Origin of the sequence: Pseudomonas sp. 8AS (assembly GCF_902506505.1) — a bacterium.
In the GTDB taxonomy this organism is placed as follows: domain Bacteria; phylum Pseudomonadota; class Gammaproteobacteria; order Pseudomonadales; family Pseudomonadaceae; genus Aquipseudomonas.
Genome location: NZ_LR733406.1, coordinates 2,201,072 through 2,223,980, shown reverse-complemented (window position 1 = coordinate 2,223,980; position 22,909 = coordinate 2,201,072). Strand labels below are relative to the sequence as shown.

At 66.7% G+C, this 22,909-nt stretch carries 20 protein-coding genes; 8 read left to right on the top strand and 12 right to left on the bottom strand.

The annotated features are described in order from the left end of the window. Positions 1-58 precede the first annotated feature (58 nt). The gene (locus GV001_RS10385) at positions 59-817 is read left to right on the top strand and encodes a CPBP family intramembrane glutamic endopeptidase (protein ID WP_160079543.1); all 759 of its coding nucleotides are present in this window, start codon (positions 59-61) and stop codon (positions 815-817) included. Here the strand turns inward: GV001_RS10385 and GV001_RS10380 are convergent. The 3 genes from GV001_RS10380 to GV001_RS10370 all read right to left on the bottom strand — a co-directional run bounded on the left by GV001_RS10380 (position 768) and on the right by GV001_RS10370 (position 3,176). After that, complete coding sequence (locus GV001_RS10380; RefSeq protein ID WP_372238528.1) at positions 768-1,589, bottom strand: substrate-binding periplasmic protein; 822 nt, start codon at positions 1,587-1,589, stop codon at positions 768-770. The genes GV001_RS10385 and GV001_RS10380 overlap by 50 nt on opposite strands. A 46-nt stretch (positions 1,590-1,635) precedes the next feature. Continuing rightward, on the bottom strand, positions 1,636-2,382 hold the full coding sequence (locus tag GV001_RS10375) for an ABC transporter substrate-binding protein (protein ID WP_160083284.1): 747 nt from the start codon (positions 2,380-2,382) through the stop codon (positions 1,636-1,638). 170 nt (positions 2,383-2,552) lie between these two features. Further along, positions 2,553-3,176 (bottom strand): TetR/AcrR family transcriptional regulator, encoded by a 624-nt coding sequence (locus tag GV001_RS10370; protein ID WP_160079542.1) that lies wholly within the window; start codon positions 3,174-3,176, stop codon positions 2,553-2,555. 194 nt (positions 3,177-3,370) lie between these two features. Between GV001_RS10370 and GV001_RS10365 the strand changes: the two genes are divergently transcribed. From GV001_RS10365 to GV001_RS10335, 7 genes are all read left to right on the top strand, one after another. After that, a complete protein-coding gene (locus GV001_RS10365; RefSeq protein ID WP_160079541.1) occupies positions 3,371-5,158 on the top strand; it encodes an acyclic terpene utilization AtuA family protein in 1,788 nt (595 codons plus the stop codon). A gap of 14 nt (positions 5,159-5,172) precedes the next feature. After that, the gene (locus GV001_RS10360) at positions 5,173-6,042 is read left to right on the top strand and encodes an SDR family oxidoreductase (RefSeq protein ID WP_160079540.1); all 870 of its coding nucleotides are present in this window, start codon (positions 5,173-5,175) and stop codon (positions 6,040-6,042) included. Between the two features lie 4 nt (positions 6,043-6,046). Next, on the top strand, positions 6,047-7,663 hold the full coding sequence (atuC, locus tag GV001_RS10355; RefSeq protein WP_160079539.1) for a geranyl-CoA carboxylase subunit beta: 1,617 nt from the start codon (positions 6,047-6,049) through the stop codon (positions 7,661-7,663). Positions 7,664-7,683: 20 nt separating this feature from the next. Next, positions 7,684-8,841, top strand: a complete 1,158-nt coding sequence (gene atuD, locus GV001_RS10350) for a citronellyl-CoA dehydrogenase (protein ID WP_160079538.1) — start codon at positions 7,684-7,686, stop codon at positions 8,839-8,841. Positions 8,842-9,014: 173 nt separating this feature from the next. Then, the gene (locus GV001_RS10345) at positions 9,015-9,827 is read left to right on the top strand and encodes an enoyl-CoA hydratase/isomerase family protein (RefSeq protein ID WP_160079537.1); all 813 of its coding nucleotides are present in this window, start codon (positions 9,015-9,017) and stop codon (positions 9,825-9,827) included. Positions 9,828-9,846: 19 nt separating this feature from the next. Then, positions 9,847-11,835 (top strand): geranyl-CoA carboxylase subunit apha, encoded by a 1,989-nt coding sequence (gene atuF / locus GV001_RS10340; RefSeq protein WP_160079536.1) that lies wholly within the window; start codon positions 9,847-9,849, stop codon positions 11,833-11,835. A 79-nt stretch (positions 11,836-11,914) separates the two neighbouring features. Continuing rightward, positions 11,915-12,733 carry an NAD(P)-dependent oxidoreductase gene (locus GV001_RS10335; protein ID WP_160079535.1) on the top strand — a complete coding sequence of 273 codons (819 nt, stop codon included), beginning with the start codon at positions 11,915-11,917 and terminating at the stop codon, positions 12,731-12,733. Positions 12,734-12,784: 51 nt separating this feature from the next. Here GV001_RS10335 and GV001_RS10330 read toward each other — a convergent pair whose 3' ends face one another. The 9 genes from GV001_RS10330 to GV001_RS10290 form a co-directional block, all read right to left on the bottom strand. Then, on the bottom strand, positions 12,785-13,300 hold the full coding sequence (locus tag GV001_RS10330) for a hypothetical protein (protein ID WP_160079534.1): 516 nt from the start codon (positions 13,298-13,300) through the stop codon (positions 12,785-12,787). A gap of 90 nt (positions 13,301-13,390) precedes the next feature. Beyond that, on the bottom strand, positions 13,391-15,862 hold the full coding sequence (locus GV001_RS10325) for a hypothetical protein (protein WP_160079533.1): 2,472 nt from the start codon (positions 15,860-15,862) through the stop codon (positions 13,391-13,393). 52 nt (positions 15,863-15,914) lie between these two features. After that, complete coding sequence (locus tag GV001_RS10320; RefSeq protein WP_160079532.1) at positions 15,915-16,784, bottom strand: hypothetical protein; 870 nt, start codon at positions 16,782-16,784, stop codon at positions 15,915-15,917. Further along, the gene (locus tag GV001_RS10315) at positions 16,781-17,365 is read right to left on the bottom strand and encodes an RNA polymerase sigma factor (protein WP_160079531.1); all 585 of its coding nucleotides are present in this window, start codon (positions 17,363-17,365) and stop codon (positions 16,781-16,783) included. The genes GV001_RS10320 and GV001_RS10315 overlap by 4 nt, the downstream gene beginning before the upstream one ends. Further along, complete coding sequence (locus tag GV001_RS10310; RefSeq protein WP_160079530.1) at positions 17,366-19,135, bottom strand: VWA domain-containing protein; 1,770 nt, start codon at positions 19,133-19,135, stop codon at positions 17,366-17,368. It lies immediately after the preceding gene. An 82-nt stretch (positions 19,136-19,217) separates the two neighbouring features. Next, a complete protein-coding gene (locus tag GV001_RS10305) occupies positions 19,218-20,657 on the bottom strand; it encodes a PLP-dependent aminotransferase family protein (protein ID WP_160079529.1) in 1,440 nt (479 codons plus the stop codon). Positions 20,658-20,861: 204 nt separating this feature from the next. After that, positions 20,862-21,671 carry an OmpA family protein gene (locus GV001_RS10300; RefSeq protein WP_160079528.1) on the bottom strand — a complete coding sequence of 270 codons (810 nt, stop codon included), beginning with the start codon at positions 21,669-21,671 and terminating at the stop codon, positions 20,862-20,864. Then, positions 21,668-21,988, bottom strand: coding sequence for a DUF4398 domain-containing protein (locus GV001_RS10295; RefSeq protein ID WP_160083282.1), 321 nt, complete (start codon positions 21,986-21,988; stop codon positions 21,668-21,670). Before GV001_RS10295 ends, GV001_RS10300 begins: the two co-directional genes overlap by 4 nt. Before the next feature lie 43 nt (positions 21,989-22,031). Beyond that, entirely contained in the window at positions 22,032-22,859 is an 828-nt protein-coding gene (locus tag GV001_RS10290) for an ABC transporter substrate-binding protein (RefSeq protein WP_160079527.1), read from the bottom strand. Positions 22,860-22,909 lie beyond the last annotated feature (50 nt).

The window sequence follows — 22,909 nt, the reverse complement described above, 5'->3', positions numbered from 1 at the left end:
AAAATCCGCTACTCGTCCTGCCCCGGATGACCTCCGGACTCCGCCACAAGGATGTCGAATGCCGCTGCACCTGCGCCTGCTGCTACCGCTGATTGCCCTCGGCCTGGGTCTGGGCCTGGGCTTTATCCAGCCGCCAGGCCTGCTGTTTGCCGTTCTGCTGATCGGCTGGCTGCTGTTCGCCGGCCCCTACCTGCCGCACTGGCTGTGGTGGTCCGGCGGTCTGCTCGCCGGCATCGTTCTGGCCGCCCACCTGCTGCCCGGCTTCCTGCCCGTCGAGCTGTGGCCGCCACGACAAATCAGTCCGGATGCCCTGCCCTACGCGCTGCGCCTGTCCTGGGACAAGCTGCTGCTCGGCCTGACCCTGCTGGCCTGGTGGCTGGGCCAGCCGTCGCGGCGCCAGCCCCTGGGAAAAACCCTGTGGCTGGTCATGGGCCTGACCTTGCTGCTGGTGCCGCTGCTGGCACTGCTGCTGGGCGTGGTGAGCTGGCAGCCGAAATGGCCACAGGGCCTGTGGCTATGGCTGGCGGTGAACCTGGGGGTGGCCGTGCTGGCCGAGGAGCTGCTGTTCCGCGCCTGGCTGCAGACGCAATTGATCAAGACGCTGGGCCTGTGGCCGGGGCTGCTGCTGACCGCCGCGCTGTTCGGCGCCGCGCATATCCCGTTCAGCCCGCTATTTGCCCTGGTCGCCACCCTGGCCGGCCTCGGCTACGGCCTGGTGTTCCACTGCAGCGGGCGCCTGAGCCTGGCCATCGCCCTGCACGGGGCGGTCAATCTGCTGCATCTGCTGTTGCTGAGCTACCCGCTACGCGTGGCCTGACCTCGATGCCGTAGGGCGCGAACACCCGGGTCAGCTGGCCATTGGCGCGCAGCTGCTGCATCAGCTGGCGAAAGCGTTCGGCGCTGATCGGCGCCTGCGGCCGCAGGATCGCGTAATGCCGGTAGACCTGGTCGACCCACTCGGAAACCAGCAGCTGCTCACGCAACTCGGGCTTTTCGCGCAGGTGGGCACCCAGCCAGGAACGGGTGATCGGCGCCAAATCGACGCGCCCGCGCAGCACCATGTTCAGGTTGCTTTCATGGGAATAGGTCAGCTTGGCCTGGAAGTTCTCCTCCAGCCAGAGCGGATCGTTGTTGAAGCCGGCAAAACCGTAGTGGTAGCCGTTGAACAAGGCCATGCGCTTGTCCATCAGGTTTTCAAAGTAGCGCTGGTCGCGCCCCGGCTGCACCCGGGCGATGAAGATCTCGGCATCCTCCAGGCCCAGGTCGATGCGCGCCCCGGGGATGCCCTGCCAGCCCCAGTCCGGGTTCTCGAAGATGGCCATGTCGATGCGGCCCTGCTGCAAATCGCCGAAGCGCCGGTTCAGCGAAGTAGCCCGCAGGACGAACTGGTAGTCGTCCTGGATCTGGTTGAGCGCCGCGGCCAGCTCGCTCAGCAGGCCCTGCTGCACGCCCTGCTCCGGCTTGATCACGTAGGGAGGAAAATGCACGGCCGCGATCTGCACGGTTTGCGCGGCCATGGCCGTGCCACCGCCCATGCCGAGCAGTGCCAGCAGACAGGCCTGCCAGCGCCCGCGCCCCCAAAGTTCCATACTGACCCCACCGACAACTTTCCTTCGCCAAGCCTAGCCCAGCCCGTCACAGCTGCATAGGGTCGGCCTGCTCCAGCACTGCGTCCGAGGTGGCATGCAGTTGGTAGCGTTCGAGCAACTGTGCCAGCCGACCACTGGCCTGCAGGCGAGCCAGCAGCTCGGCCAGCGCCTGCGCCCCGAGCGGGCCGTTGCGACGCAGCAGGGCATGGTGGTGATAGACCTGATCGGTGCGCGCGGACACCAGCAGCCGCTCGCGCTCCAGCGGGTTGCTCTGCTGGTACAGGTGCAGGTAGGAGCGCGGCACCACGCTGAGTTCGGCGCGGCCATGCAGCAACATGCGCAGGTTGCTGTCGTGGGAATAGGTGAGCACCGCGCGGAAGGTGCGGCGGAGGTATTCCTGGTCCGCGTTGAAGCCGGCAAAACCGTAGTGGTAGCCGCTGTACAGGGCCATGCGCTTGCCCCTGAGGCTGGCGAAATAATCCTGGCCACGGCCGGGCTCGGCCCGGGCGACATACACCTCGGCATCGCTGATCTGCAGGTCGAGCTTGTCCAGCTCGACGCCCTGCCAGCCCCAGCTCGGCGACTCGAACAGGATCAGGTCATAGCGCCCCTGGGTGAAATCCCGGTAACGCCGGGTGACCGAGGTCGGCAGCAGCTCGAAGCGGTAGTCGTCCTGGGCCGCGTTCAGCGCCGCCAGCAGCTCGGGCAGCAGGCCAGCGGGCGCCGGGCTCTCCGGCTTGGTCACATAGGGTGGGAAATGGTAGGCGCCGACCCGCACCAACTGCGCGGCCATGGCGGGCGGCAGCAGACACAAGGTCAGCGTGAGCAGCAGGAGGCGGGCAAGCACAGACAACGCGAACACCTCGAACAGGAGCAGGCACCATGGGGAACAACGCTACAGCCAACCACGTCCCTGTTCCCGCAACGCTCGCGGGGTCTCCCCTGCAGCTTAGCCCATCTGCCTCAACCTTCCTTGATCACCAGCGCCAGGGCTTCTTCGGCCAGCTGGTCGAGGCTCATCTTGCCGTCCTGGCGGAACCAGGTGGTGGTCCAGCTCAGCGCGCCGGTGAGGAAGCGCCGCAGGATGAACGGGTCGCCCTTGACGTAGCCGGCGGCGCGCGCCTCGCCGAGCACGTCCAGCCAGATCTGCTCGTAGGTGTCGCGCAGGGCGAGAATGTGCGCGCGGCCCTCGTCGGACAGCGAACGCCACTCATACACCAGCACCGCCATGGCCTCGCCGGTGCCGCCCATGATCGACTGCAGCTCGCAGCGGATCAGCGCCAGCACCCGCCCGCGCAGATCGCTGGCATCGGCCAGGGCCGCATGCATCAGCGCGGTGTTGTAGCGCACCGTCTCCTCCATCACCGAACGGAGGATTTCGTCCTTGCTCTTGAAGTGGTGAAAGATGCTGCCGGACTGGATGCCCACCGCACCGGCCAGATCGCGCACCGTGGTGCGCTCGTAGCCCTTGCTGCGGAACAGGTGGGCGGCGGTCTGCAGCAGCTTGCCACGGGCGCTTTCCGGGTCGGTCACCTGGCCACTGGCCACCAATTGCTGCATCACGGCGCGAGCCTTGTGATCGTCCAAACGCGTTTCTCCGGCTAAAACAGGAAGGCAGGGTTGTGACGACCTGCCGGGGATAAGGGTGATATGGACGAAATTTACGGCTCCCCGGCCACCCAAGCAAGCGCTTGGCCGAAAAGTTGCTCGCAATGCTTTTCAACCAAGCGCTTGCTTGGTAATGTCTCCCCCATCTTCTGGCGTCGATGGAACCCCCATAAATGAGCAAGACCATCCGCATTGGCTGCGCCTCCGCCTTCTGGGGCGACACCTCCACCGCAGCCGCCCAGCTGGTGCGCGGCACTGAGCTGGACTATCTGGTGTTCGATTACCTGGCCGAAGTGACCATGTCGATCATGGCCGGGGCGCGGATGAAGAAGCCGGACGAAGGCTATGCCACCGACTTCGTCGAAGTGCTGGCCCCGCTGCTCGGCGAGATCGCCGCAAAAAACATCCGCGTCATCAGCAACGCCGGCGGGGTCAACCCCAGCGCCTGCGCCGCGGCCCTGAGCGCCGCCTGCGCCAAGGCCGGAGTCGAGCTGAAGATTGCCGTGCTGCATGGCGACAACCTGCAACCCAAGCTGGGCGAACTGGCCAAGGCCGGCACCGTGGAAATGTTCACGGGCGCCGCACTGCCGCCCATGTGCGTATCGGTCAACGCCTACCTCGGCGCACCGGGCATAGTCGCAGCCCTGCAAGCCGGTGCCGATATCGTCATCACCGGCCGGGTGGTCGACAGCGCGGTGGTCAGCGCCGCACTGGTGCATGAATTCAACTGGGCCTGGAACGATTACGACAAGCTCGCGCAAGCAGCGCTGGCCGGTCATATCATCGAATGCGGCGCGCAGTGCACCGGCGGCAACTTCACCGACTGGCGCGAGGTGCCGGACTACGAACATATCGGCTTCCCGGTGGTGGAAGTCGCCGCCGACGGCAGTTTCGTGGTCAGCAAGCCCGAAGGCACCGGCGGCCTGATCTCCACCCTGTCGGTCGGCGAGCAGATGCTCTACGAGATCGGCGACCCGCGCGCCTACTACCTGCCCGACGTGATCTGCGACTTCACCCAGGTGCAACTGCAGCAGGTCGGCAGCAATCGCGTCGAACTAAAAGGCGCTCGCGGCCTGCCGCCGACCTCTCAGTACAAGGTCAGTGCCACCCATCCAGATGGCTTCCGCTGCACCGCCAGCTGCCTGCTGGCCGGCATCGACGCCGTGGCCAAGGCCGAACGGGTCAGCCAGGCGATCATCGCCAAGACCGAAGAGATGTTCGCCGCCCGCGGCTGGGGCCCCTACAAGGAGGTCTGCATCGAGCTGCTCGGTTCCGAAGCCACTTATGGTTCGCGCGGCCAACGGCAGGACACCCGCGAAGTGGTGGTCAAGATCGGCGTGCGCCACGCGAAGAAGGAAGCGCTGATCCTGTTTTCCCGCGAGATCGCCCAGGCCGCAACCGGCATGGCGCCGGGCCTGACCGGCATCGTCGGCGGGCGCCCCACCGTGTACCCGGTGATCCGCCTGTTCAGTTTCCTGGTCGACAAGAGCGCCTGCAACCTGGAAGTGGAACTCAATGGCCAGCGCAGCCCGCTCGCCCTGCCCCAGCTGGATGGCTTCGACCCGGCACAGATCGCCGCCGACGTCGCCGCGCCGGCTGCCAGCGGCCAGGCCGATACCACGGTGCCGCTGATCAAGCTGGCCGTGGCCCGCTCCGGCGACAAGGGCAACCACAGCAATATCGGCGTGATGGCCAGAAAGCCCGAATATCTGGCCTGGATCGCGGCTGCGCTCTCCGAGGGCGCCGTGGCCGAATGGATGCAACACGTACTCGATGGCCAGACCGGCAAGGTCAGCCGCTGGTACCTGCCGGGCAGCCACAGCCTCAACTTCCTGCTGGAGAACGCCCTGGGCGGCGGCGGCGTGGCCAGCCTGCGCATCGATCCGCAGGGCAAGGCCTTCGCCCAGCAGCTGCTGGAATTCCCGATTCCGGTGCCGCACGCACTGGCTGACAGCCTGTAACAAGGACAATAACAATGGCATACGACTCAGTCTTCAAACCCGGCCTGTTCAGCGGCCAGACCATCCTGGTCACCGGCGGCGGCAGCGGCATCGGTCGCTGCGTGGCCCACGAGCTGGCCCACCTCGGCGCTCATGTGGTGCTGGTCGGACGCAAGCTGGAGAAGCTGGAAAAGACCGCCGGCGAGATCGCCGAGGACGGTGGCAGCGCCAGCTTTGCCGTGTGCGATATTCGTGAGGAAGAAGCGGTCAAGGCCATGGTCAAGGCCGTCGTCGCCGAGCGCGGGCCGATCCATCACCTGGTCAACAACGCCGGCGGCCAGTTCCCTGCGCCGCTGGTGTCGATCAACCAGAAGGGCTTCGAGACTGTGGTCAGAACCAACCTCGTGGGCGGCTTCCTGATCGCCCGCGAAGTCTTCACCCAGAGCATGAGCAAGACCGGTGGCAGCATCGTCAACATGCTCGCCGACATGTGGGGCGGCATGCCCGGCATGGGCCACTCCGGCGCCGCCCGTGCCGGCATGGAAAACTTCACCAAGACCGCCGCCTACGAGTGGGGCCACGCCGGTGTGCGGGTCAACGCCGTGGCGCCGGGGTGGATCGCCTCCAGCGGCATGGACACCTACCCCGAGTCGATGAAGAACATGATCCGCAACCTCAAGGACCACGTACCGCTGCAGCGCATCGGCACCGAGTCGGAGGTGGCCGCGGCCATCGTCTTCCTGCTCTCCCCTGGCGCCAACTTCATCAGCGGCAACACCATCCGCATCGATGGCGCCGCCAGCCAGGGCACCCGCGCCTGGACCCTGGGCAAGGCGAAAAACAGCGAGTCCTACAACGGCTTCCACCGGGCCTATCTGCCCGATGTACTGAAGGATCAGGAGTAACCCGATGCCCGTCATTCAGTCTGAAATCGATAGCCACGGCGAAGCCTTCGCACAGAACCGCGATGCCATGCTGGCCGCCATCGCCAGCTTCCGCGACGTCGAACAGAAGGTGCTGGACAAGGCCGCCGAGGCCAAGCCCAAGTTCATCAAGCGCGGCCAGCTGCTGCCGCGCGAGCGCATCAACCTGCTGCTCGATTCCGGCGCGCCGTTCCTCGAACTGGCCTCGCTGGCCGGCTACAAGCTGCACGACGACAAGGATGGGACTCAAGCGGGGGGCGGCCTTATCGCCGGCATCGGCTACGTGGCCGGCGTGCGCTGCCTGGTGATCGCCAACAACAGCGCGATCAAGGGCGGCACCATCTCGCCCACCGGGCTGAAGAAATCCCTGCGCCTGCAGCAGATCGCCGTGGAAAACAAACTGCCGGTGATCACCCTGGCCGAGAGCGGCGGCGCCAACCTCAACTACGCCGCCGACATCTTCGTCGAAGGCGCGCGCGGCTTCGCCAACCAGGCGCGCATGTCGGCCATGGGCCTGCCGCAGATCACGGTGGTGCACGGCTCCAGCACCGCCGGCGGGGCCTATCAGCCAGGCCTGTCCGACTACGTGGTGGTGGTGCGCGGCAAGGCCAAGCTGTTCCTCGCCGGCCCGCCCCTGCTGAAGGCCGCCACCGGTGAAGTGGCCACCGACGAGGAGCTGGGCGGCGCCGAGATGCACGCCCAGGTCGCCGGCACCGCCGAGTACCTGGCCGAGAACGATGCCGACGGCGTGCGCCTGGCCCGCGAGATCACCGGCCTGCTGCCGTGGAATGCGCAACTGCCGACACGTCCGGCCAAGACGTATAGCGAGCCACTGTACCCGGCCGAAGAGCTGCTCGGCATCGTCCCGGCCGACGCCAAGAAACCCTACGACGTGCGCGAAATTATCGCCCGTATCGCCGACGGCTCGGCCTTCCTCGACTTCAAGAACGAGTTCGACAGCCAGACCGTCTGCGGTCACCTGGCCATCGAAGGCCAGCCCTGCGGCTTCATCGGCAACAATGGGCCGATCACCCCGAGAGGGGCTGCGAAAGCGGCGCAATTTATCCAGCTGTGCGAGCAGAGCAACACGCCGATCCTGTTCTTCCACAACACCACCGGCTTTATGGTCGGGACGGAATCGGAACAGAACGGCGTGATCAAGCACGGCTCCAAGCTGATCCAGGCCGTGGCCAACTGCACGGTGCCGAAGCTGACCATCGTGGTTGGCGGCTCCTACGGCGCCGGCAACTACGCCATGTGCGGTAGAGGTCTTGATCCACGCTTTATCTTCGCCTGGCCCAACAGCAAGACCGCCGTGATGGGCGGCGCCCAGGCCGGCAAGGTGCTGCGCATCGTCACCGAGGACAAGCACCGCAAGGCAGGCAACCCAGCCGACCCGAAGATGCTCGACATGCTGGAAATGGCCACCGCGCAGAAGCTCGACAGCCAGTCCACCGCGCTGTACGGCACCGCCAACCTGTGGGACGACGGCCTGATCGACCCGCGTGACACGCGCAAGCTGCTCGGCTTTTTGCTGGATATCTGCGCCGAGGCCAGCGTCCGCCCCCTCAAATCCAACTCGTTCGGCGTTGCCCGCCTGTAACCCTTCGGAGCACAACAAAAATGATCTTCACCCAGGAACACGAAGAACTCCGCCGCACCGTGCGCAACTTCGTCGACAAGGAAATCAACCCGCACGTCGACGAGTGGGAAAAGGCCGGCAAATTCCCCATCCACGAAATCTTCAAAATGGCCGGCGACCTCGGCCTGCTGGGCATCTCCAAGCCGGAGAAATTCGGCGGCATGGGCCTGGACTACAGCTACTCGATCGTCGCGGCCGAAGAGTTCGGCACCATTCGCTGCGGCGGCATCCCGATGTCCATCGGCGTGCAGACCGACATGTGCACCCCGGCCCTGGCCCGTTTCGGCTCCGACGAACTGCGCGAGGAATTCCTCAAACCGGCGATTGCCGGCGACATGGTCGGCTGCATCGGTGTCTCCGAAGTGGGTGCCGGTTCCGACGTGGCGGGCCTGAAGACCACCGCGCGCAAGGACGGCGACGACTACGTGATCAACGGTAGCAAGATGTGGATCACCAACTCGCCCAGCGCCGACTTCATGTGCCTGCTGGCCAACACCAGCGACGACAAACCCCACGTCAACAAGTCGCTGATCGTGGTGCCGATGAATACCCCGGGCATCAGCGTCAGCCCGCACCTGGACAAGCTCGGCATGCGCAGCTCGGAAACCGCCCAGGTGTTCTTCGACAACGTGCGCGTACCGCAGCGCAACCGCATCGGCCACGAAGGCGCCGGCTTCATGATGCAGATGCTGCAGTTCCAGGAAGAGCGCCTGTTCGGCGCGGCCAACATGATCAAGGGCCTGGAATACTGCGTCGACAGCACCATCGAGTACTGCAAGGAACGCCAGACCTTCGGCCAACCGCTGATCGACAATCAGGTCATCCACTTCCGCCTGGCCGAGCTGCAGACCGAGATCGAGTGCCTGCGCGCCCTGGTCTATCAGGCCACCGAGATGTACGTGAAGGGCCGCGACGTGACCAAGCTGGCCTCCATGGCCAAACTCAAGGCCGGCCGCCTGGGCCGTGAAGTGTCCGACGCCTGCCTGCAGTACTGGGGCGGCATGGGCTTCATGTGGGACAACCCGGTCTCGCGCGCCTACCGCGACGTGCGCCTGGTCTCCATCGGCGGCGGCGCCGACGAAATCATGCTCGGCATCATCTGCAAGCTGATGGGCATTCTGCCCGGCAAGAAAAAATAGCCTGGGGCTACCAATGGTTCCCACGCTCTGCGTGGGAACCCATGACGGGACGCTCCGTGCCCCAGCAATGCAAATTCCGTAGGATGGGTTGAGCGCAGCGATACCCATGACCAGACCGATGGGTATCGGCGCTACGCGCCTCCACCCATCCTACGTATATCGAGGATGCCGGCATGAGCGAATTGCCGAACTGCGAAACCCTGCTACTGGAACTGGTCGAGGGCGTGCTCTACGTCACCCTCAACCGCCCGGACAGCCGCAATGCCATGAGCCTGGCGATGGTCGAGGAACTGCGCGCCGTGCTGCGTGCCGTGCGCCATGACCAGGGCGTGCGCGCCCTGGTGCTGCGCGGCGCCGGTGGCCACTTCTGCGCCGGCGGCGATATCAAGGATATGGCCGGTGCGCGGGCACGCTCTCAAGGTGAAGGGCGCGGCGACGCCTACCGCGAGCTGAACCGCGCCTTCGGCAGCCTGCTGGAGGAAGCCCAGTACGCGCCGCAAGTGCTGGTCGCCGTGCTGGAAGGCGCGGTGCTTGGCGGCGGCTTCGGCCTGGCCTGCGTCTCCGATATCGCCATCGCCCACCAGGGCGCCAAGTTCGGCCTGCCGGAAACCAGCCTGGGGATTCTGCCGGCGCAAATCGCGCCGTTCGTGGTCAAGCGCATCGGCCTGACCCAGGCTCGCCGCCTGGCGCTGACCGCCGCCCGCTTCGACGGGGCCGAAGCCCTGCGCCTGGGCCTGGTGCACTTCAGCGAAGCCGACGACCAGGCCGTGGTCGACCGCCTCGCCGAATGCCTGGCCCAGGTACGCCAGTGCGCCCCCGGCGCCAACGCGGCGACCAAGGCGCTGCTGCTGGCCACCGAGACGGAAAACCTCGGCAGCCTGCTCGACCACGCCGCCGGCCAGTTCGCCGAGGCGGTGCTGGGCAGCGAAGGCGCGGAAGGCACCCTGGCCTTCGTGCAGAAGCGCAAGCCCTCCTGGGCTCAATAACAACAGCAGGAGCACGACGATGCCCGCCTTCAACAAGATCCTCATCGCCAACCGTGGCGAGATCGCCTGCCGGGTGATGCGCACCGCGCAGGCCCTGGGCTACCGCACCGTGGCGGTGTACTCCGCCGCCGACGCCGGCGCCCGCCATGTGCAGCTGGCCGACGAAGCCGTGTGCATCGGCCCGGCCCAGGTCAACCAGTCCTACCTGGTGATCGACAACATCATCGCCGCCGCGCGCAAGACCGGCGCCGATGCCATCCACCCGGGCTACGGCTTCCTCTCCGAGAACGCCGACTTTGCCCGTGCTTGTGAAGCTACCGGCATCGTGTTTATCGGCCCGACCGTGGAAGCCATCCACCTGATGGGCAGCAAGCGCCTGTCGAAGATCGCCATGCTCGAAGCCGGCGTGCCGTGCATTCCCGGCTACGAGGGCGCAGCCCAGGACGACGACACCCTGAGCCGCGAGGCCGAGCGCATCGGCTACCCGCTGATGATCAAGGCCAGCGCCGGTGGCGGTGGCCGTGGCATGCGGCAGGTAGCAGATTCCGGCGAGCTGCTGGCACAGATCCGCACCGCCCGCTCCGAGGCGCAGAACGCCTTCGGCTCCGGCGAGCTGATTCTCGAGCGCGCGGTGATCCGCCCGCGCCATGTGGAAATCCAGGTATTCGGCGACCAGCACGGCAACATCGTTTATCTGGGCGAGCGCGACTGCTCGGTGCAGCGCCGCCACCAGAAAGTGGTCGAGGAAGCGCCCTGCCCGGTGATGACGCCGGAGCTGCGCCAGGCCATGGGCGAAGCGGCGGTGAAGGCGGCGGCCTCGGTCAACTACGTCGGCGCCGGCACCGTGGAATTCCTCCTCGACCAGAGCGGCGAATTCTTCTTCCTGGAAATGAACACCCGCCTGCAGGTCGAGCACCCGGTCACCGAACTGATCACCGGGCAAGACCTGGTCGCCTGGCAGATCCGCGCCGCCGAAGGCCAGCCGCTGCCACTGAAGCAGGACGAGATACGCCTCACCGGCCACGCCATGGAAGTGCGCCTGTACGCCGAGGACTCGGCGCACAACTTCCTGCCGCAGACCGGCCAGGTGCTGCGCTGGGAACCGGCGCTGCTCGACGGCATTCGCATCGACCACGGCCTGGTCGAAGGCCAGTCCGTCACCCCGTTCTACGACCCGATGCTGGCCAAGGTCATCGCCTACGGTGCCACCCGCGACGAGGCCCGGCGCAAGCTGGCCCGAGCGGTCGAGGACTGCGTGCTGCTCGGCGTCAATGGCAACCAGCGCTTCCTCGCCAACCTGCTCAAGCACCCGGAGTTCGCGGCCGGCCACGCCACCACCGCCTTTATCGGCGAGCATTTCGCCAATGACCCGAGCCTGAGCCCGCAAGCGCCGGCTACCGCCGAATTGGCCACTGCCGCTGCCCTGCTCTACCAGGCCTCGGCCAATGCCCGCGCGCACCAAGGCGGCCTGGCCGGCTGGCGCAACGCCGGCGGCGCACCCTGGCACTTCGTGCTCAAGCAGGGCGAGCAGAAGCATGTAGTCGAACTGGAGGTGCTGCAGTCCGGCGCACAGCCGCTGCTGCGCGCCCAGGTCGGCGAACAATCCGTTGAGCTGCGCCTGCTGGCCAGCGACGGCCGCTGGGCCAGCCTGGAGCTGGACGGCATCCGCCAGCGCCGCGCCTATCACCTGGCCGGCGAGCAGCTGTGGCTGTACGGCCATGCCGGCAACCTGGAGCTCACCGACGCCACCCACGAACCGGCCGGCGGCCAGAACGCCGCCAGCTCCGGCACGGTCAAGGCGCCGATGGATGGCGCGATCGTCGAAGTGCTGGTCAGCGAGGGTGAGCAAGTCAGCAAGGGCCAGCTACTGGTGGTGCTGGAAGCGATGAAGATGGAGCACCCGCTCAAGGCCGGCATCGACGGCGTCATCCGCCGCGTGCAGGTCAGCCAGGGCGACCAGGTGAAGAACCGCCAGCTGCTGGTGGAAGTCGAAGCCGCAGAAGCCTAAAACCCTAGGGTGCGCCGTGCGCACCGGAGCCCCTGTGGTGCGCGCGGCGCACCCCACGCAATGCACAAGGAGTCGCCCCATGTCCCTGCAAGGCAAAACCCTGTTCATCACCGGCGCCAGCCGTGGCATCGGCCGCGAGATCGCCCTCAAGGCCGCCGCCCAGGGCGCCAATATCGTCATCGCCGCCAAGAGCGCCGAAGCCCATCCCAAGCTGCCGGGCACCATCCACTCGGTGGCCGCCGAGGTCGAGGCCGCTGGCGGCAAGGCCCTGGCCCTGCAACTGGACGTGCGTGACGAAGAGGCGGTGAAGGCCGCCATGGCCCAGGCTGCCGCGCACTTCGGCGGCATCGACGCACTGATCAACAACGCTGGCGCCATCCGCCTCAAGGGTGTCGAGCACCTGGAGCCCAAGCGCTACGACCTGATGTTCCAGATCAACAGCCGCGCGGTGATGGTTTGCAGCCAGGCCGCCCTGCCCTACCTCAAGGTAAGCCGCGGCCATATCCTCAGCCTGTCGCCACCGCTCAACCTCGACCCCAAGTGGTTCGCCAGCTACGGCCCCTACACCACCACCAAGTACGGCATGAGCATGCTGACCTTAGGGATGCATGAGGAATTCAGGAAGTACGGCATCAGCGTCAACTCACTATGGCCGAAGACGGTGATCGCCACCGCCGCCATCGAGTTCGAGGCCGGCGGCCCGGCGGTGATGAAGGCTGCACGCCTGCCGGCGATCATGGCCGACGCCGCCTGCGCCATCCTCGCCAGCAGCGAACGCAGCATCAGCGGCCGCCTGCTGATCGATGAGGAGATTCTGCGCGAACAGGGCCAGGAAGACTTCGAGCAGTACCGCTATGACCCGGCCGGCAAGCTGATGACCGACCTGTTCGTCGACTGACCCGTCCTGCTGTGGGAGCGAATGCATTCGCCCCCACAGCACAGTCCTGCGCTAGTTGCGGAACTCGAACTGCAGTTCGGCGCCTTCCACCGAATCCCAGTAGTCCTCGCTCTCATCGTTGGTGATCAACCGGCCATTGAGCTGGAACGGCCCCGGCTTGGCTGGCTTTTCCACGAACAGCGGAGGCAGCAGAGGCTCGCTCGGCAACTCCGCCAGCGGCTCGCCCAGCTCCATCTGCTCGACCAGTTCGGCCGGCAGACGCAGATCGAGCTTGACCGGAGGCAAACGCTTGGGAAGTTGCGCCGCCGCCTTCGCGACAGGCGGCGGCTTGGCCTCCTGGCGAACCGGGGTGCGGGGCTCGGGTTTGTCCTGCGGCGCCGCCGGCTGGGCCTGCGCTGGACTAACCACCGGCTCCACGGTGGCGCGGGCCAGCGGCTCGCCGGGGCTAGCAGGCGGCGCTTCGATTCTCGGCGGAGTCGGCACCGGGGCAGGCGGCTTGGGCGGCTCGTCGCAGGCCGCAAGCAGGCCCAGCGCCAGTAGCAGGGCAGTCAAACGAAAAGCGGTCATGGCAGGCAGGATCGAAACAGGACGCCTTATGCTCGCCCCTGCCCGTCGTTCTGACAAGCAGAGCGCCTTGCCATGATATTTCCAGCCCCTTTAGCCAGAGCGCCAGGGTTGCAGATGGCTGCTCTCCAGGCGCTGCCACTGGCCGGCCCGCACCAGCTCCTCCGCTGGCAGCCACAACGAACCGCGGGCCTCGAACTCGACCGTGCACAGCGCCAGCAGCTGGCTCAGCTCGATGCGCCGCACCTGCCATTCGCCGGCCGAGTCTTCATGCTCCCAGTCGCTGGGCAGCACCCGCAGCTCGATGCAGCAGGCGTCGAAGCGCAGAAACTGCGGCATGCAGCCGATATGGCTGGCCGTATCGCGCAGGGTGCGCTGCTGCACATCGAGCAGCAGCTGCCATTGATCGGTACCGACCCGCTCGCGGGCCTCCATGCGCCGGATATGGCGGGTCAGCGCCAGGTAGCGGCCATCCTCCGACCAGATCAGCGACGGCCCCAGGTTGGCCAGGGCCAGGCCGGAAGCCGTGAGTAAACAGCCGCCGCCGCGCGGATGACGCTCGCGCAGGTAATGGTCGGCAAACTCGCTCTGCGCACCGAACAACCAGGCCGCATCTCGGCCGCCCGGGGCCGGCAGGACGAAGTCGCCATCGGCATTGGCCACCTGCGCTCGCTCGACCAGGCGCCAGTTCGGCAGCGCCTGCAGATCCCGCTCGCCGACGCGCAGAGCGAGTGGCTGGTAATAAGGCCGCGTGTCGTCGTCACCTTCGACAAAGCGCGCGGCGCGCTCGGCGGCCGGAGCGGCCTGGTCGAAACGGCGCAGCGGCGTATCGCGCTCGTCGCGGCCAAAGCGCCCGAGCACCTCGGCCAGGCGCAGCACGCCGCCGCGAAAATCCAGCAGGCGAGCCACCAGCGGTTGCCCGGCGTAAGGCAGCAGGCGGCGCTGCTGCAGAACGGCCACACAGACCCGATGCGGCACCGCCGGCGCCTCGGCAAAGGCCACCAGGGCCAGGTAGCGGCCACAGTCGGAAACCCGGTGATCGAGCAGCCAATCGCCTTCCAGCTGCCAGTCACCGATGCGACAGGCATAGGCGCCCAGGCGGCCGTCGTGGCTGTCGCGGCGCCAGTCGAAGCGCGCAACTACATCGCCGAGCAGCGCTTGGCTCAGCAGCGCGCTTTCCCCGCGCGCGCCCTGCCCGGCCAGTGGCTGCAGCAGGGTCAGGCGGCTGCGGCGGTACTCGCCGAGCAGGATGCGCCCTTCGCCATCGTGGCCGATGGCTGTCTCGATGTCGCTGCAGGTGCTGTGCAGCCAGTAGCCGAAATGCAGGTGGTCGAGATAAGGCGCGTTGAAGGAGCCGGCCAGTTGCAGCTGATCCTGCTCCAGGCTAATCAGCCCATCCCAGGACAGATCCGGCTCGTCTTCGGCCTGAACCCAGCCGGCGGGCAGTTGCCGCCAGCCCTGGCCGGCCTGCCACAACCACAGCTGGCGCGGCCAGCGCCGGGTAGCGGCCAGGGTGATGGCATGGCAGACCAGGGCCTGGCCATCGGCACGCCACAGCGGTTGCTCGTCGGCATCGATCAGCAGTTCGCTCAGCGTGCCATCGATCTCCAGGCGCAGCGCCGGGTAACGCAGCAGTTCGGTGGGGTCGTCCAGCTCGCGCAGGTTGTCCGGCAGGTGGCTGATGCCACGCAGGCGATGCTCCCCGGCGGGCGCGGGGAACGTCTTGTCCGCCGACGCCTGGTGCCAGCCCGGCTCCAGCCACAGGTCGCGCACCGCCACCAGATCGACGCCCTCGCTCTGCGCCAGCAGGTCGGCCAGCGGCATGCGATAGCCCTGGTTGCCCACCAGTGGGCTGTGCCGGCCGCTGATGGCCTGGTCGGTGAACTCGTCGATTTCCCAGAACTGGCCGATCTCGGTGTTGCGGTACACGCGCTTTTCCTGGCGATCGAGGATCAGCAGGCCCCAGCGTTCGCGGCTCGGCAAGGGCGCGGCGAAGTAGCGGCCGCTGCTGGAAAAGCGCAGCGAGGAGCCGAGGCCATCGAGCAGCACGCCATCGGGAAACAGGTAGGTGCCATAGGTCGGCCCGCCCATGGCGATCTCGCCCATGGACAGGCAACGCACCGGCTCGCCCTCGGGCGTCAGCAGGTCCTCGCCATGCCAGGCACTGGCCCCGCGCTGCGCAGGCGCCTCGATCGGCTGCGGCTTGGCCTTGGCCAGCCCCAGATAGCGCTCGTAACTGCTCACACAGGCCATGCCGACCAGCAGCAGAATCACGCAGAGCGGGATACCCCACCAACTGGCCATCCAGCTGAACACGGCAAAGCACAGGCCGATAACCGCGGCAGTCAGCAACCAGCTCAGCGCCTTGGCGGTTTTCGGCCACTTGAGCAACGCAAATAGGCCAGTCAGCAGGCTGAACGACAGCACCACCGCCAGCGCCGCCAGAGGCTGCAGCAGGGCCACGGCGGCAATCGGCACGACCAGCCTGGCCAGTTCCCAGAGCAGCATCGGGACGATCTTGCCCAGCGGTTCCCTGGCCTCTTCCGGGGTTTCTTGGTACGACACGGCGCGGCTCCTTGCGCGGGAAGGAGCCGCATTCTAGCCGGGGGGCCCGCCGCTAGCGGGAACTGGCCGGCTTTTCCAACTCGGCCTGCAGGCGCTTGAGCTCGCTGTCCAGGTCCCGCTGCGGATGCTCCCGCTTGAGCATTGCCAGCAGCCGATCGGCGTCGGCGTGCTGCCCGGCCTGGCGCATGCGCAACACATTGTGCAGTTGCAGCTCCAGCGGCGGTGCCTCGTCCACCTCGGAATGGCCCAGACCCGCCGACTGCTCCTCGTCCCACGCCCCGGTTGCGGTCTGCGCCTGCTGCCTGGCCTTGGCGAGCGCCTGGGCCTCGTCGCGGGCCGGAGCCGCAGCGAAATCGGCCAGAGCCTCTACCGGCGGTGCGGCGGGCTTGGCCGGTGCCGCCTGAGGCTGCAGGACAGTGGTCGACGGGGCGGCCCTGTAGGCCACTTTTGGGGCGACCGCTCCGGCAACGGACTCGGCCACCTCGGCCTTACTGCTCGCCGCCTGGACTTTTTTCTGCTCCACCTCGGCAGACAGCGGGTGAGCCTCGGGAGCCACCTGCGGCGCCATTTCCCGCAGGACCGGCGCCGCGGCTGGCGCTTCAGCAGCAACTGGTGCCGGCATATCGTAGGCCGTGGGCGCCTGTTCCTGGGTGCGCCAGGTCAGGCTCAGGCCGATGCCCAGAGTGGCCAGGCCAGCAAACGCCACGGACCAGCGGGTACGACTGCCGCGGCCGAACAGCCAGCCATGCAGGCGCTGGGCGGCGCTGGGCGTGGCCGGCGCGACGGCCTGGCGGGCGGCGGCAAGGATCAGCGCATCCACGGCGGCAGATGGCTCGCCCTGGCTGTGCTGGCGGTAATGCTGCAGCAGTTGCTGCTCCTGCTGCAGGTCTTTGTGCTGCAGGTCTTTGTCTTGGGGGCTCATGCGGATACCTCCTCGGCCGCAGCCGGATCGGCCAGCAGCCGACGCAACTTGTTCAACGCGTAACGCAGACGACTCTTCACGGTTTCCGCCGGGGTCTGGGTAAGGTCGGCGATCTCGTGCAGTTCCAGATCACCATGGGCGCGCAACAGGAACACCTCGCGCTGCTCCTCGGGCAGGTCGGCCAGGGCCGCCTGCAGGCGCTCCTGGTCACGACTGAGCAGCAGTTGCTGCTCGGGGCCGGGGCCCGGATCAGCGCTGGCGTGCTGCTGCTCGTCGTACTCATCGAGCTTTCCCTGGTGGCGACCGGACTTGCGCCAGTGGTCGATCAGGCGGTTGCGCGCGATCTGGTACAGCCAGGTCTTGAACAGCACCGCCTCGCGTTGCTCGCTGGCGCTGCGGATCAGGCTCATCCAGGTGTCCTGGAACACCTCCTCGGCCAGGGCGTGGTCGCCACACAGGCCCAGCAGGAAACGAAACAGGCCGAGGCGATGGCGCTCGTACAGCTGCGCAAAGGCCCCGGCATCGCCTTGGCGATAACGCCGCAGCAGCGCGGCGTCATCGTCTTGCAGTGGAAGGTTCAATTAGTCGGCCCTGACTTGAACGTTTTGCGGAGTTTGCAGGCTTTGCGCCAGTTCGACCAGCTGGACGAACTCGGCGCGCAGGCCATAGCGATCCTCGCCCTTGGCGCCACGTGCCAGCTTGGCGCTATCCGCCAGGCCGAACTCGCCGGTGTATTTGCCCTCCTTGAGTTGCTGAGCGAAGGCGGCTACGGCGGCGGCGAAGCGCAGGTCCTCGCTGGCCTGGGCGATCGGGGTCACGCCCTCGCCCTTGGCGATCGGCACCTCGACCAGCTTGCTGCTGCCACCCTCCGGCGCCTTGTAGCGCAGGCGCAGCCAGGCGATCTCGCCGGGCTTGCCCGCGCCCTTGCCGGCCTCGGCGTAGCGCAGCGGCTCCAGCCAGCCCTTGGCGCCGACCGGGACGATTTCATACAGCGCGGTGACCGTGTGCCCGGCACCGATCTCACCGGCGTCGACCTTGTCGTTGCTGAAGTCCTCGCGCTTCAGCGCGCGGTTCTCGTAGCCCAGCAGGCGGTACTCGCTGACCTCGGCCGGGTTGAACTCGACCTGGATCTTCACGTCCTTGGCCACCACGGCCAGGGTCGAGCTGAGCTGGTCGACCAGCACCTTGCGCGCCTCGCGCAGGTTGTCGATGTAGGCGTAGTTGCCGTCGCCGGCATCGGCCAGCTGCTCCATCAGCTGCTCGTTGTAGTTGTCGGTGCCGAAGCCCAGGGTGGTCAGCGACACGCCGGTCTTGCGCTTGTCGGCGGCCAGCTGCTTGAGGGTCTCGAAGTCGCTGATGCCGACGTTGAAGTCACCGTCGGTGGCCAGCAGGATGCGGTTGATCCCGTCCTTGAGTAGGCCCTTCTGCGCTTCCTGGTAGGCCAGCTGGATGCCCGACTCGCCGGCGGTGGAGCCGCCAGCGCTGAGCCGGTCGATGGCCGCGCGGATCTTGGCTTTCTCGCTGCCGGCAGTGGATTCCAGCACCACGCTGGCATCGCCGGCATAGGTGACCAGGGCCACGCGATCCTGCGGGCGCAGCTGGTCGACCAGCAGTTTGAGCGTGCTCTGCACCATCGGCAGGCCTTCGCGGCGGTCCATGGAGCCGGATACGTCGACCAGGAACACCAGGTTGGCCGGCGGCAACTCGGCGGCGCTCAGGTCGGAGGCCTTGATCGCCACTCGCAGCAGGCGGGTCTGCGGATTCCACGGTGAGCTGGCCAGCTCGGTGCCGACGCCGAACGGGGTGTCGCCAGTCGGTTGCGGATAGGCATAGGGGAAGTAGTTGACCAGCTCCTCCAGGCGCACCGCATCCCTGGGCGGCAGGCTGCCGTCATTGAGGAAACGGCGCACGTTGGCGTAGCTGCCAGTATCGACGTCGATGCTGAAGGTCGACACCGGTTGCTCGGCCACGGCCTGCACCGGGTTGTCTTCGACCTTCTGGTACTGCTCGCGGTACACATCCTGATAGCCGAACTGGGCGCTGTCGGCCATGGGCGCCGGCGCGATCATCGGCAGGCTCTGCGGCAGCATCTTGCTGGTTTCCATGGCGCCGGCGACGCTGGCCGCTTCGGCCTTGATCCTGGCCGGCGCGCGATAGGCCGCATTGGCATCCACTTCCTCATGCAGCACCTGCTGCTGCACGACCGGCTCGGCTGGTTTGGCCGCGGCTTTCTTCTCGGTGTCGCTAGGGGCGTCGTTATTGGCGGCGCTGCAGGCGGCCAGCGCCAGGGCCAGGCCGGCGCTGAAACCGGCGAGCAGGGGTTGGCGGATCAGGGTGGTGATGTCGGACATGCTGGCGGTCTCCTGGGGCGAAAGGTTCATTCGCTCAGGTAGACGACGCCAGCAAATCATTCGGGTTAAGCCGGGTGAACAATCAGTGGTTCGCCGCGGCCTCCTGGCACAACTGCCCGGCGAGCCTGCCGAGGGTCATCATCGCCCGCTCGGCCTCGCGATTCCACGGCACGCCGCAGGTCAGGCGCAGGCAGTTGTTGAACTGCTCGGTGTTGCTGAAGATCAGCCCCGGCGCCACGCTGATGCCCTGCTGCAAGGCCCGCACATGCAGCTCCTTGGCGCTGACCCGACCCGGCAGGCTGACCCAGAGGATGAAGCCACCATGCGGGCGGGTCATCTGCGTGCCTTCCGGGAAGTACTGCTGCACCGCCAACTGGTAGGCGGTCATGTTCTTGCGGTACTCCTGACGGATATGGCGCAGATGACGATCGTAACCGCCATTCTCCAGGTAGGCGGCCACGCCCATCTGGGTGACGCTGCAGGCCGAGTGGGTACTGAAGGTCTGCAGCCGCTCGATCTCGTCCTGATGGCGCCCGGCGATGATCCAGCCGATGCGCACACCCGGCGAGATGGTCTTGGAGAAGCTCGAGCAGTACACCACCTGATCCTCGCGATCGTAGGCCTTGAGCGCCTTGATCCGGCCCGGCTCGAACAGCAGTTCGCCGTAGATATCGTCTTCGACCACCTGGATGCCGTAGTCGGCGGTGAACTTCAGCAGTTGCTTCTGTCGCTCATCGGGCATGCTGCCGCCCATGGGGTTGCTCAGCCGCGACGTCAGCACCAGGGCCTTGATCGGCCACTGGTTGGCCGCCAGCTGCAGGGCTTCCAGGCTCATCCCGGTGGTCGGGTCGCAGGGAATCTCGATGACCTTGAGACCGAGCAGCTCGGCCAGCTGCAGCAGGCCGTAGTAGGTCGGCGACTCGGCGGCAATCAGATCACCGGGCTTGGTCAGCACGCGCAGGGCCATGTGGATGGCATCCACGCAACCATGGGTGATCACCACTTCCGACTGATCGACCACCACCCCGGCATCGCGCATGCGGATCGCCACCTGACGACGCAGCGGCTCGAAGCCGGGGCTGAACATGTAGCTGAAGGCGCGCGGGCTGTGGAAACGGGTGACCTTGGCCAACTGCTGGTGCAACGCCCGCGCCGGCAGGTAATCGACGTGCGGCACGGCGGCGCCCAGGGGGAACACGCCCTCCTGGCGCGAATCGGTGAGCACCTGGCTGATGATGCTGCTGCGGGTGACCAGGCCCGGCAGCTCGACCCGGGCGATATCCGGGGTCGGCGCGGTCAGCGAGGCGCTCTGGTGTACATAGAAACCGGATTGCGGGCGGGCACGGATCAGCCCCTGGTCTTCCAGGTTGGCATAGGCCTGCAGCACGGTGGCATGGCTGACGCTGAGCTGCGAACTCATCTTGCGCACCGAGGGCACCCGCTCGCCGGGCTGGTAGACGCCGCGGCGGATATCCTCGGCCAATTGCTGGGCGATGCGTTGGTAAAGCAACAAGCTGGTCATTACGACGAATCCTTGGACATCTGTGCCACTGAACCAGAACAGTAGCCCATCAGACCCAGGCAACAACAGTACAGTTCCACGCTATCTCGCCAATACAGTGTGATCCGTAGCCGCTCTGGCAGCCCGCTGTACCCATACACTCGCCTGCCGGGCACAAAAAACCCCGGGGCGGGCAGCGACCGGGGTTGCTTGTACGGGGCGCGATCAGCGAGCGGGCTGCAGCTTGCCCTTGTCGTCGGAAAACACGATCTCGACCCGACGATTCTGCGCCCGTCCGCGGCTGGAGGCGTTCTCCGCCACCGGATGGGCTTCGCCGTAGCCTTCGACGCTGATGCGCTGGCTGTCGATGCCCAGGTCAACCAGCACATCGGCCACCGTCTGCGCCCGGGCGCGGGACAGTTCGAGGTTCTCCCGGGCGTCGCCGCGGCCGTCGGTATAGCCCTCGATGCGCACGATGCGCCGCGGATTGAGCTGGAGGAACTGCACCAGCTTGAGCAGCGTGCGGTTGGCCGCGGTCTTCAGTTCGGCACGGCCGGCATCGAACAGCACATCGCCCAGGGTCATCACCAGGCCACGCTCGGTTTCGCTGGCGGCCAGGCTGACCATCTGTTCTTCCAGCCACTGCCCCTGCTGCTGCACGCTGAGCAGCTTGGCCTCGCGCAGGGCCAGTTGCAGGCGCTGGCGCTCCAGTTCGAGCTTGGCGGCCCGCTCCTGGTTCAGGCTCAGCTCGCTATGCTGGCTGGCGATCTCGCTGTAGCGCTGGCTGAGGTAGGCGTAGTGCAGCACGTCCGCGTCGCTGCCCCAGTAGTTGGACAGGCGTTGCGCCCGGGCCAGCGACTCGCCGGCGCGAATCACATCCTTCGGCGCGCTGCGCAGCACATCCGCGTTTTCCTTGACCTTCTGGAAGTGGCCCTCGGCCTCGACCAGGGCCTGCTGGCTGTCCTGGCTGGCGCAGCCACCAAGTGTGCTCAGGGCTAGCAGCAGAACGCTCGCCAGGTAGTTGCTGCGGCTCACTGCTGATCCCCCAGTTGCTTGCGCAGGCGCGTGATGCGGGTATTGAGATCGAGCAATTGCATCTGGCTCTTCTGCGTCAGCACCTTGGCCTCGGCCAGGCGCGCATCCAACTCGGCCTGTTCGGCGAATACCCGGGCACGCTTGTAGTCTTCCTCACCCATGTTCTTTTCCGCGCGGGCGAGCTTGCGCTCGGCCATCTGCATTTCCTGGATCTGCTCGTCGGCACCCACGGCGCGGGCCTGCTCCACCGCCTTGGCGGCCAGGCTCATCTGCGCGGTCGGCGCCGGGTCGTTGGCGCAACCGGCCAACGCCAGCATGGCCAGAGCGACGCATGCAATTCGCTTGTTCACTGAACGGTTCCTACTCACTAGGCGGGGGACTGACGGCCTGCAGCTGTTGCGCTTTCCAGCGTTGCAGATTGCTCTGCAAGAGCGTCTCGGGCAGGCCGGAGGCGGTCAATTCTGTCATCTTTTTCGCCAGCTGTCCGCGCAACCAGGGATCGTTGCAGGCCGAGTTGTGCGACAGGGTGAGAAACAGCCCCTCGCTGGAGATCGGCGGCTCCAGCGCCTGCAGGTCTTCCTGCAGGCCCAGGCTATCGGCCAGCGCCACCCCGGGATAGCGCTCGTACAGCACGTATTCGGTGCGCCCGAGCAGCAGTTTCTGGAACGCCTGGGTCAGGCTGGGTACGTTTTCCAGGGTCAGGTTGGCCTTGGCAAAGGCGTCGAACTGCTGGCCGAAACTGTTACCGACCAGGGTGCCGCCGAGCTTGCCGCGCAGGTCGTCCCAGCCGAGGTAGGGAAACTCCTTGCCCTTGCGCACCCAGACCACACTGGGGGTGACGTAGAAGGCCGGGTGCACATAGTCCATGCTTTCCAGGCGCGGCAAGGTGAGGAAGGCGCCGGCCAGCAGATCGACGCGGCCGGTGCGCACCTCGTCCTGGGCGCGCGACCAGGGGCCGCTGTGGATCACCTCGATTTCCACGCCGATGTCCTGGCCAATGCGCTGCAACAGCTCGGCATTGGCACCGATCAGCTTCTGCGGGTTCTGCGGGTCACGCCACAGATAGGGCGGATATTCCGGGTTGCCGGTGGCGACCAGGCGTTCGCACTTGCCAGCGGCCAGCGCCAGCCCGGGGGCCAGCAGCGCCAGCAGCAAGAGCGAAGACTTGAGGAATGGCTGAGCGCGCATAGAGTGTCCCGACTTGATGTTCGACTGGGCATGGGCCATATCTGACCGCC

Bases quoted from the DNA above. Each gene is read 5' to 3' on its own strand.
- GV001_RS10330 (WP_160079534.1), bottom strand. From the start codon at position 13,300: ATGACCGCTTTTCGTTTGACTGCCCTGCTACTGGCGCTGGGCCTGCTT.
- GV001_RS10380 (WP_372238528.1), bottom strand. From the start codon at position 1,589: ATGGAACTTTGGGGGCGCGGGCGCTGGCAGGCCTGTCTGCTGGCACTG.
- GV001_RS10310 (WP_160079530.1), bottom strand. From the start codon at position 19,135: ATGTCCGACATCACCACCCTGATCCGCCAACCCCTGCTCGCCGGTTTC.
- GV001_RS10305 (WP_160079529.1), bottom strand. From the start codon at position 20,657: ATGACCAGCTTGTTGCTTTACCAACGCATCGCCCAGCAATTGGCCGAG.
- GV001_RS10320 (WP_160079532.1), bottom strand. From the start codon at position 16,784: ATGAGCCCCCAAGACAAAGACCTGCAGCACAAAGACCTGCAGCAGGAG.
- GV001_RS10360 (WP_160079540.1), top strand. From the start codon at position 5,173: ATGGCATACGACTCAGTCTTCAAACCCGGCCTGTTCAGCGGCCAGACC.
- GV001_RS10290 (WP_160079527.1), bottom strand. From the start codon at position 22,859: ATGCGCGCTCAGCCATTCCTCAAGTCTTCGCTCTTGCTGCTGGCGCTG.
- GV001_RS10385 (WP_160079543.1), top strand. From the start codon at position 59: ATGCCGCTGCACCTGCGCCTGCTGCTACCGCTGATTGCCCTCGGCCTG.
- GV001_RS10345 (WP_160079537.1), top strand. From the start codon at position 9,015: ATGAGCGAATTGCCGAACTGCGAAACCCTGCTACTGGAACTGGTCGAG.
- GV001_RS10375 (WP_160083284.1), bottom strand. From the start codon at position 2,382: ATGGCCGCGCAGTTGGTGCGGGTCGGCGCCTACCATTTCCCACCCTAT.
- GV001_RS10335 (WP_160079535.1), top strand. From the start codon at position 11,915: ATGTCCCTGCAAGGCAAAACCCTGTTCATCACCGGCGCCAGCCGTGGC.
- atuD (WP_160079538.1), top strand. From the start codon at position 7,684: ATGATCTTCACCCAGGAACACGAAGAACTCCGCCGCACCGTGCGCAAC.
- atuC (WP_160079539.1), top strand. From the start codon at position 6,047: ATGCCCGTCATTCAGTCTGAAATCGATAGCCACGGCGAAGCCTTCGCA.
- GV001_RS10365 (WP_160079541.1), top strand. From the start codon at position 3,371: ATGAGCAAGACCATCCGCATTGGCTGCGCCTCCGCCTTCTGGGGCGAC.
- atuF (WP_160079536.1), top strand. From the start codon at position 9,847: ATGCCCGCCTTCAACAAGATCCTCATCGCCAACCGTGGCGAGATCGCC.
- GV001_RS10295 (WP_160083282.1), bottom strand. From the start codon at position 21,988: ATGCTGGCGTTGGCCGGTTGCGCCAACGACCCGGCGCCGACCGCGCAG.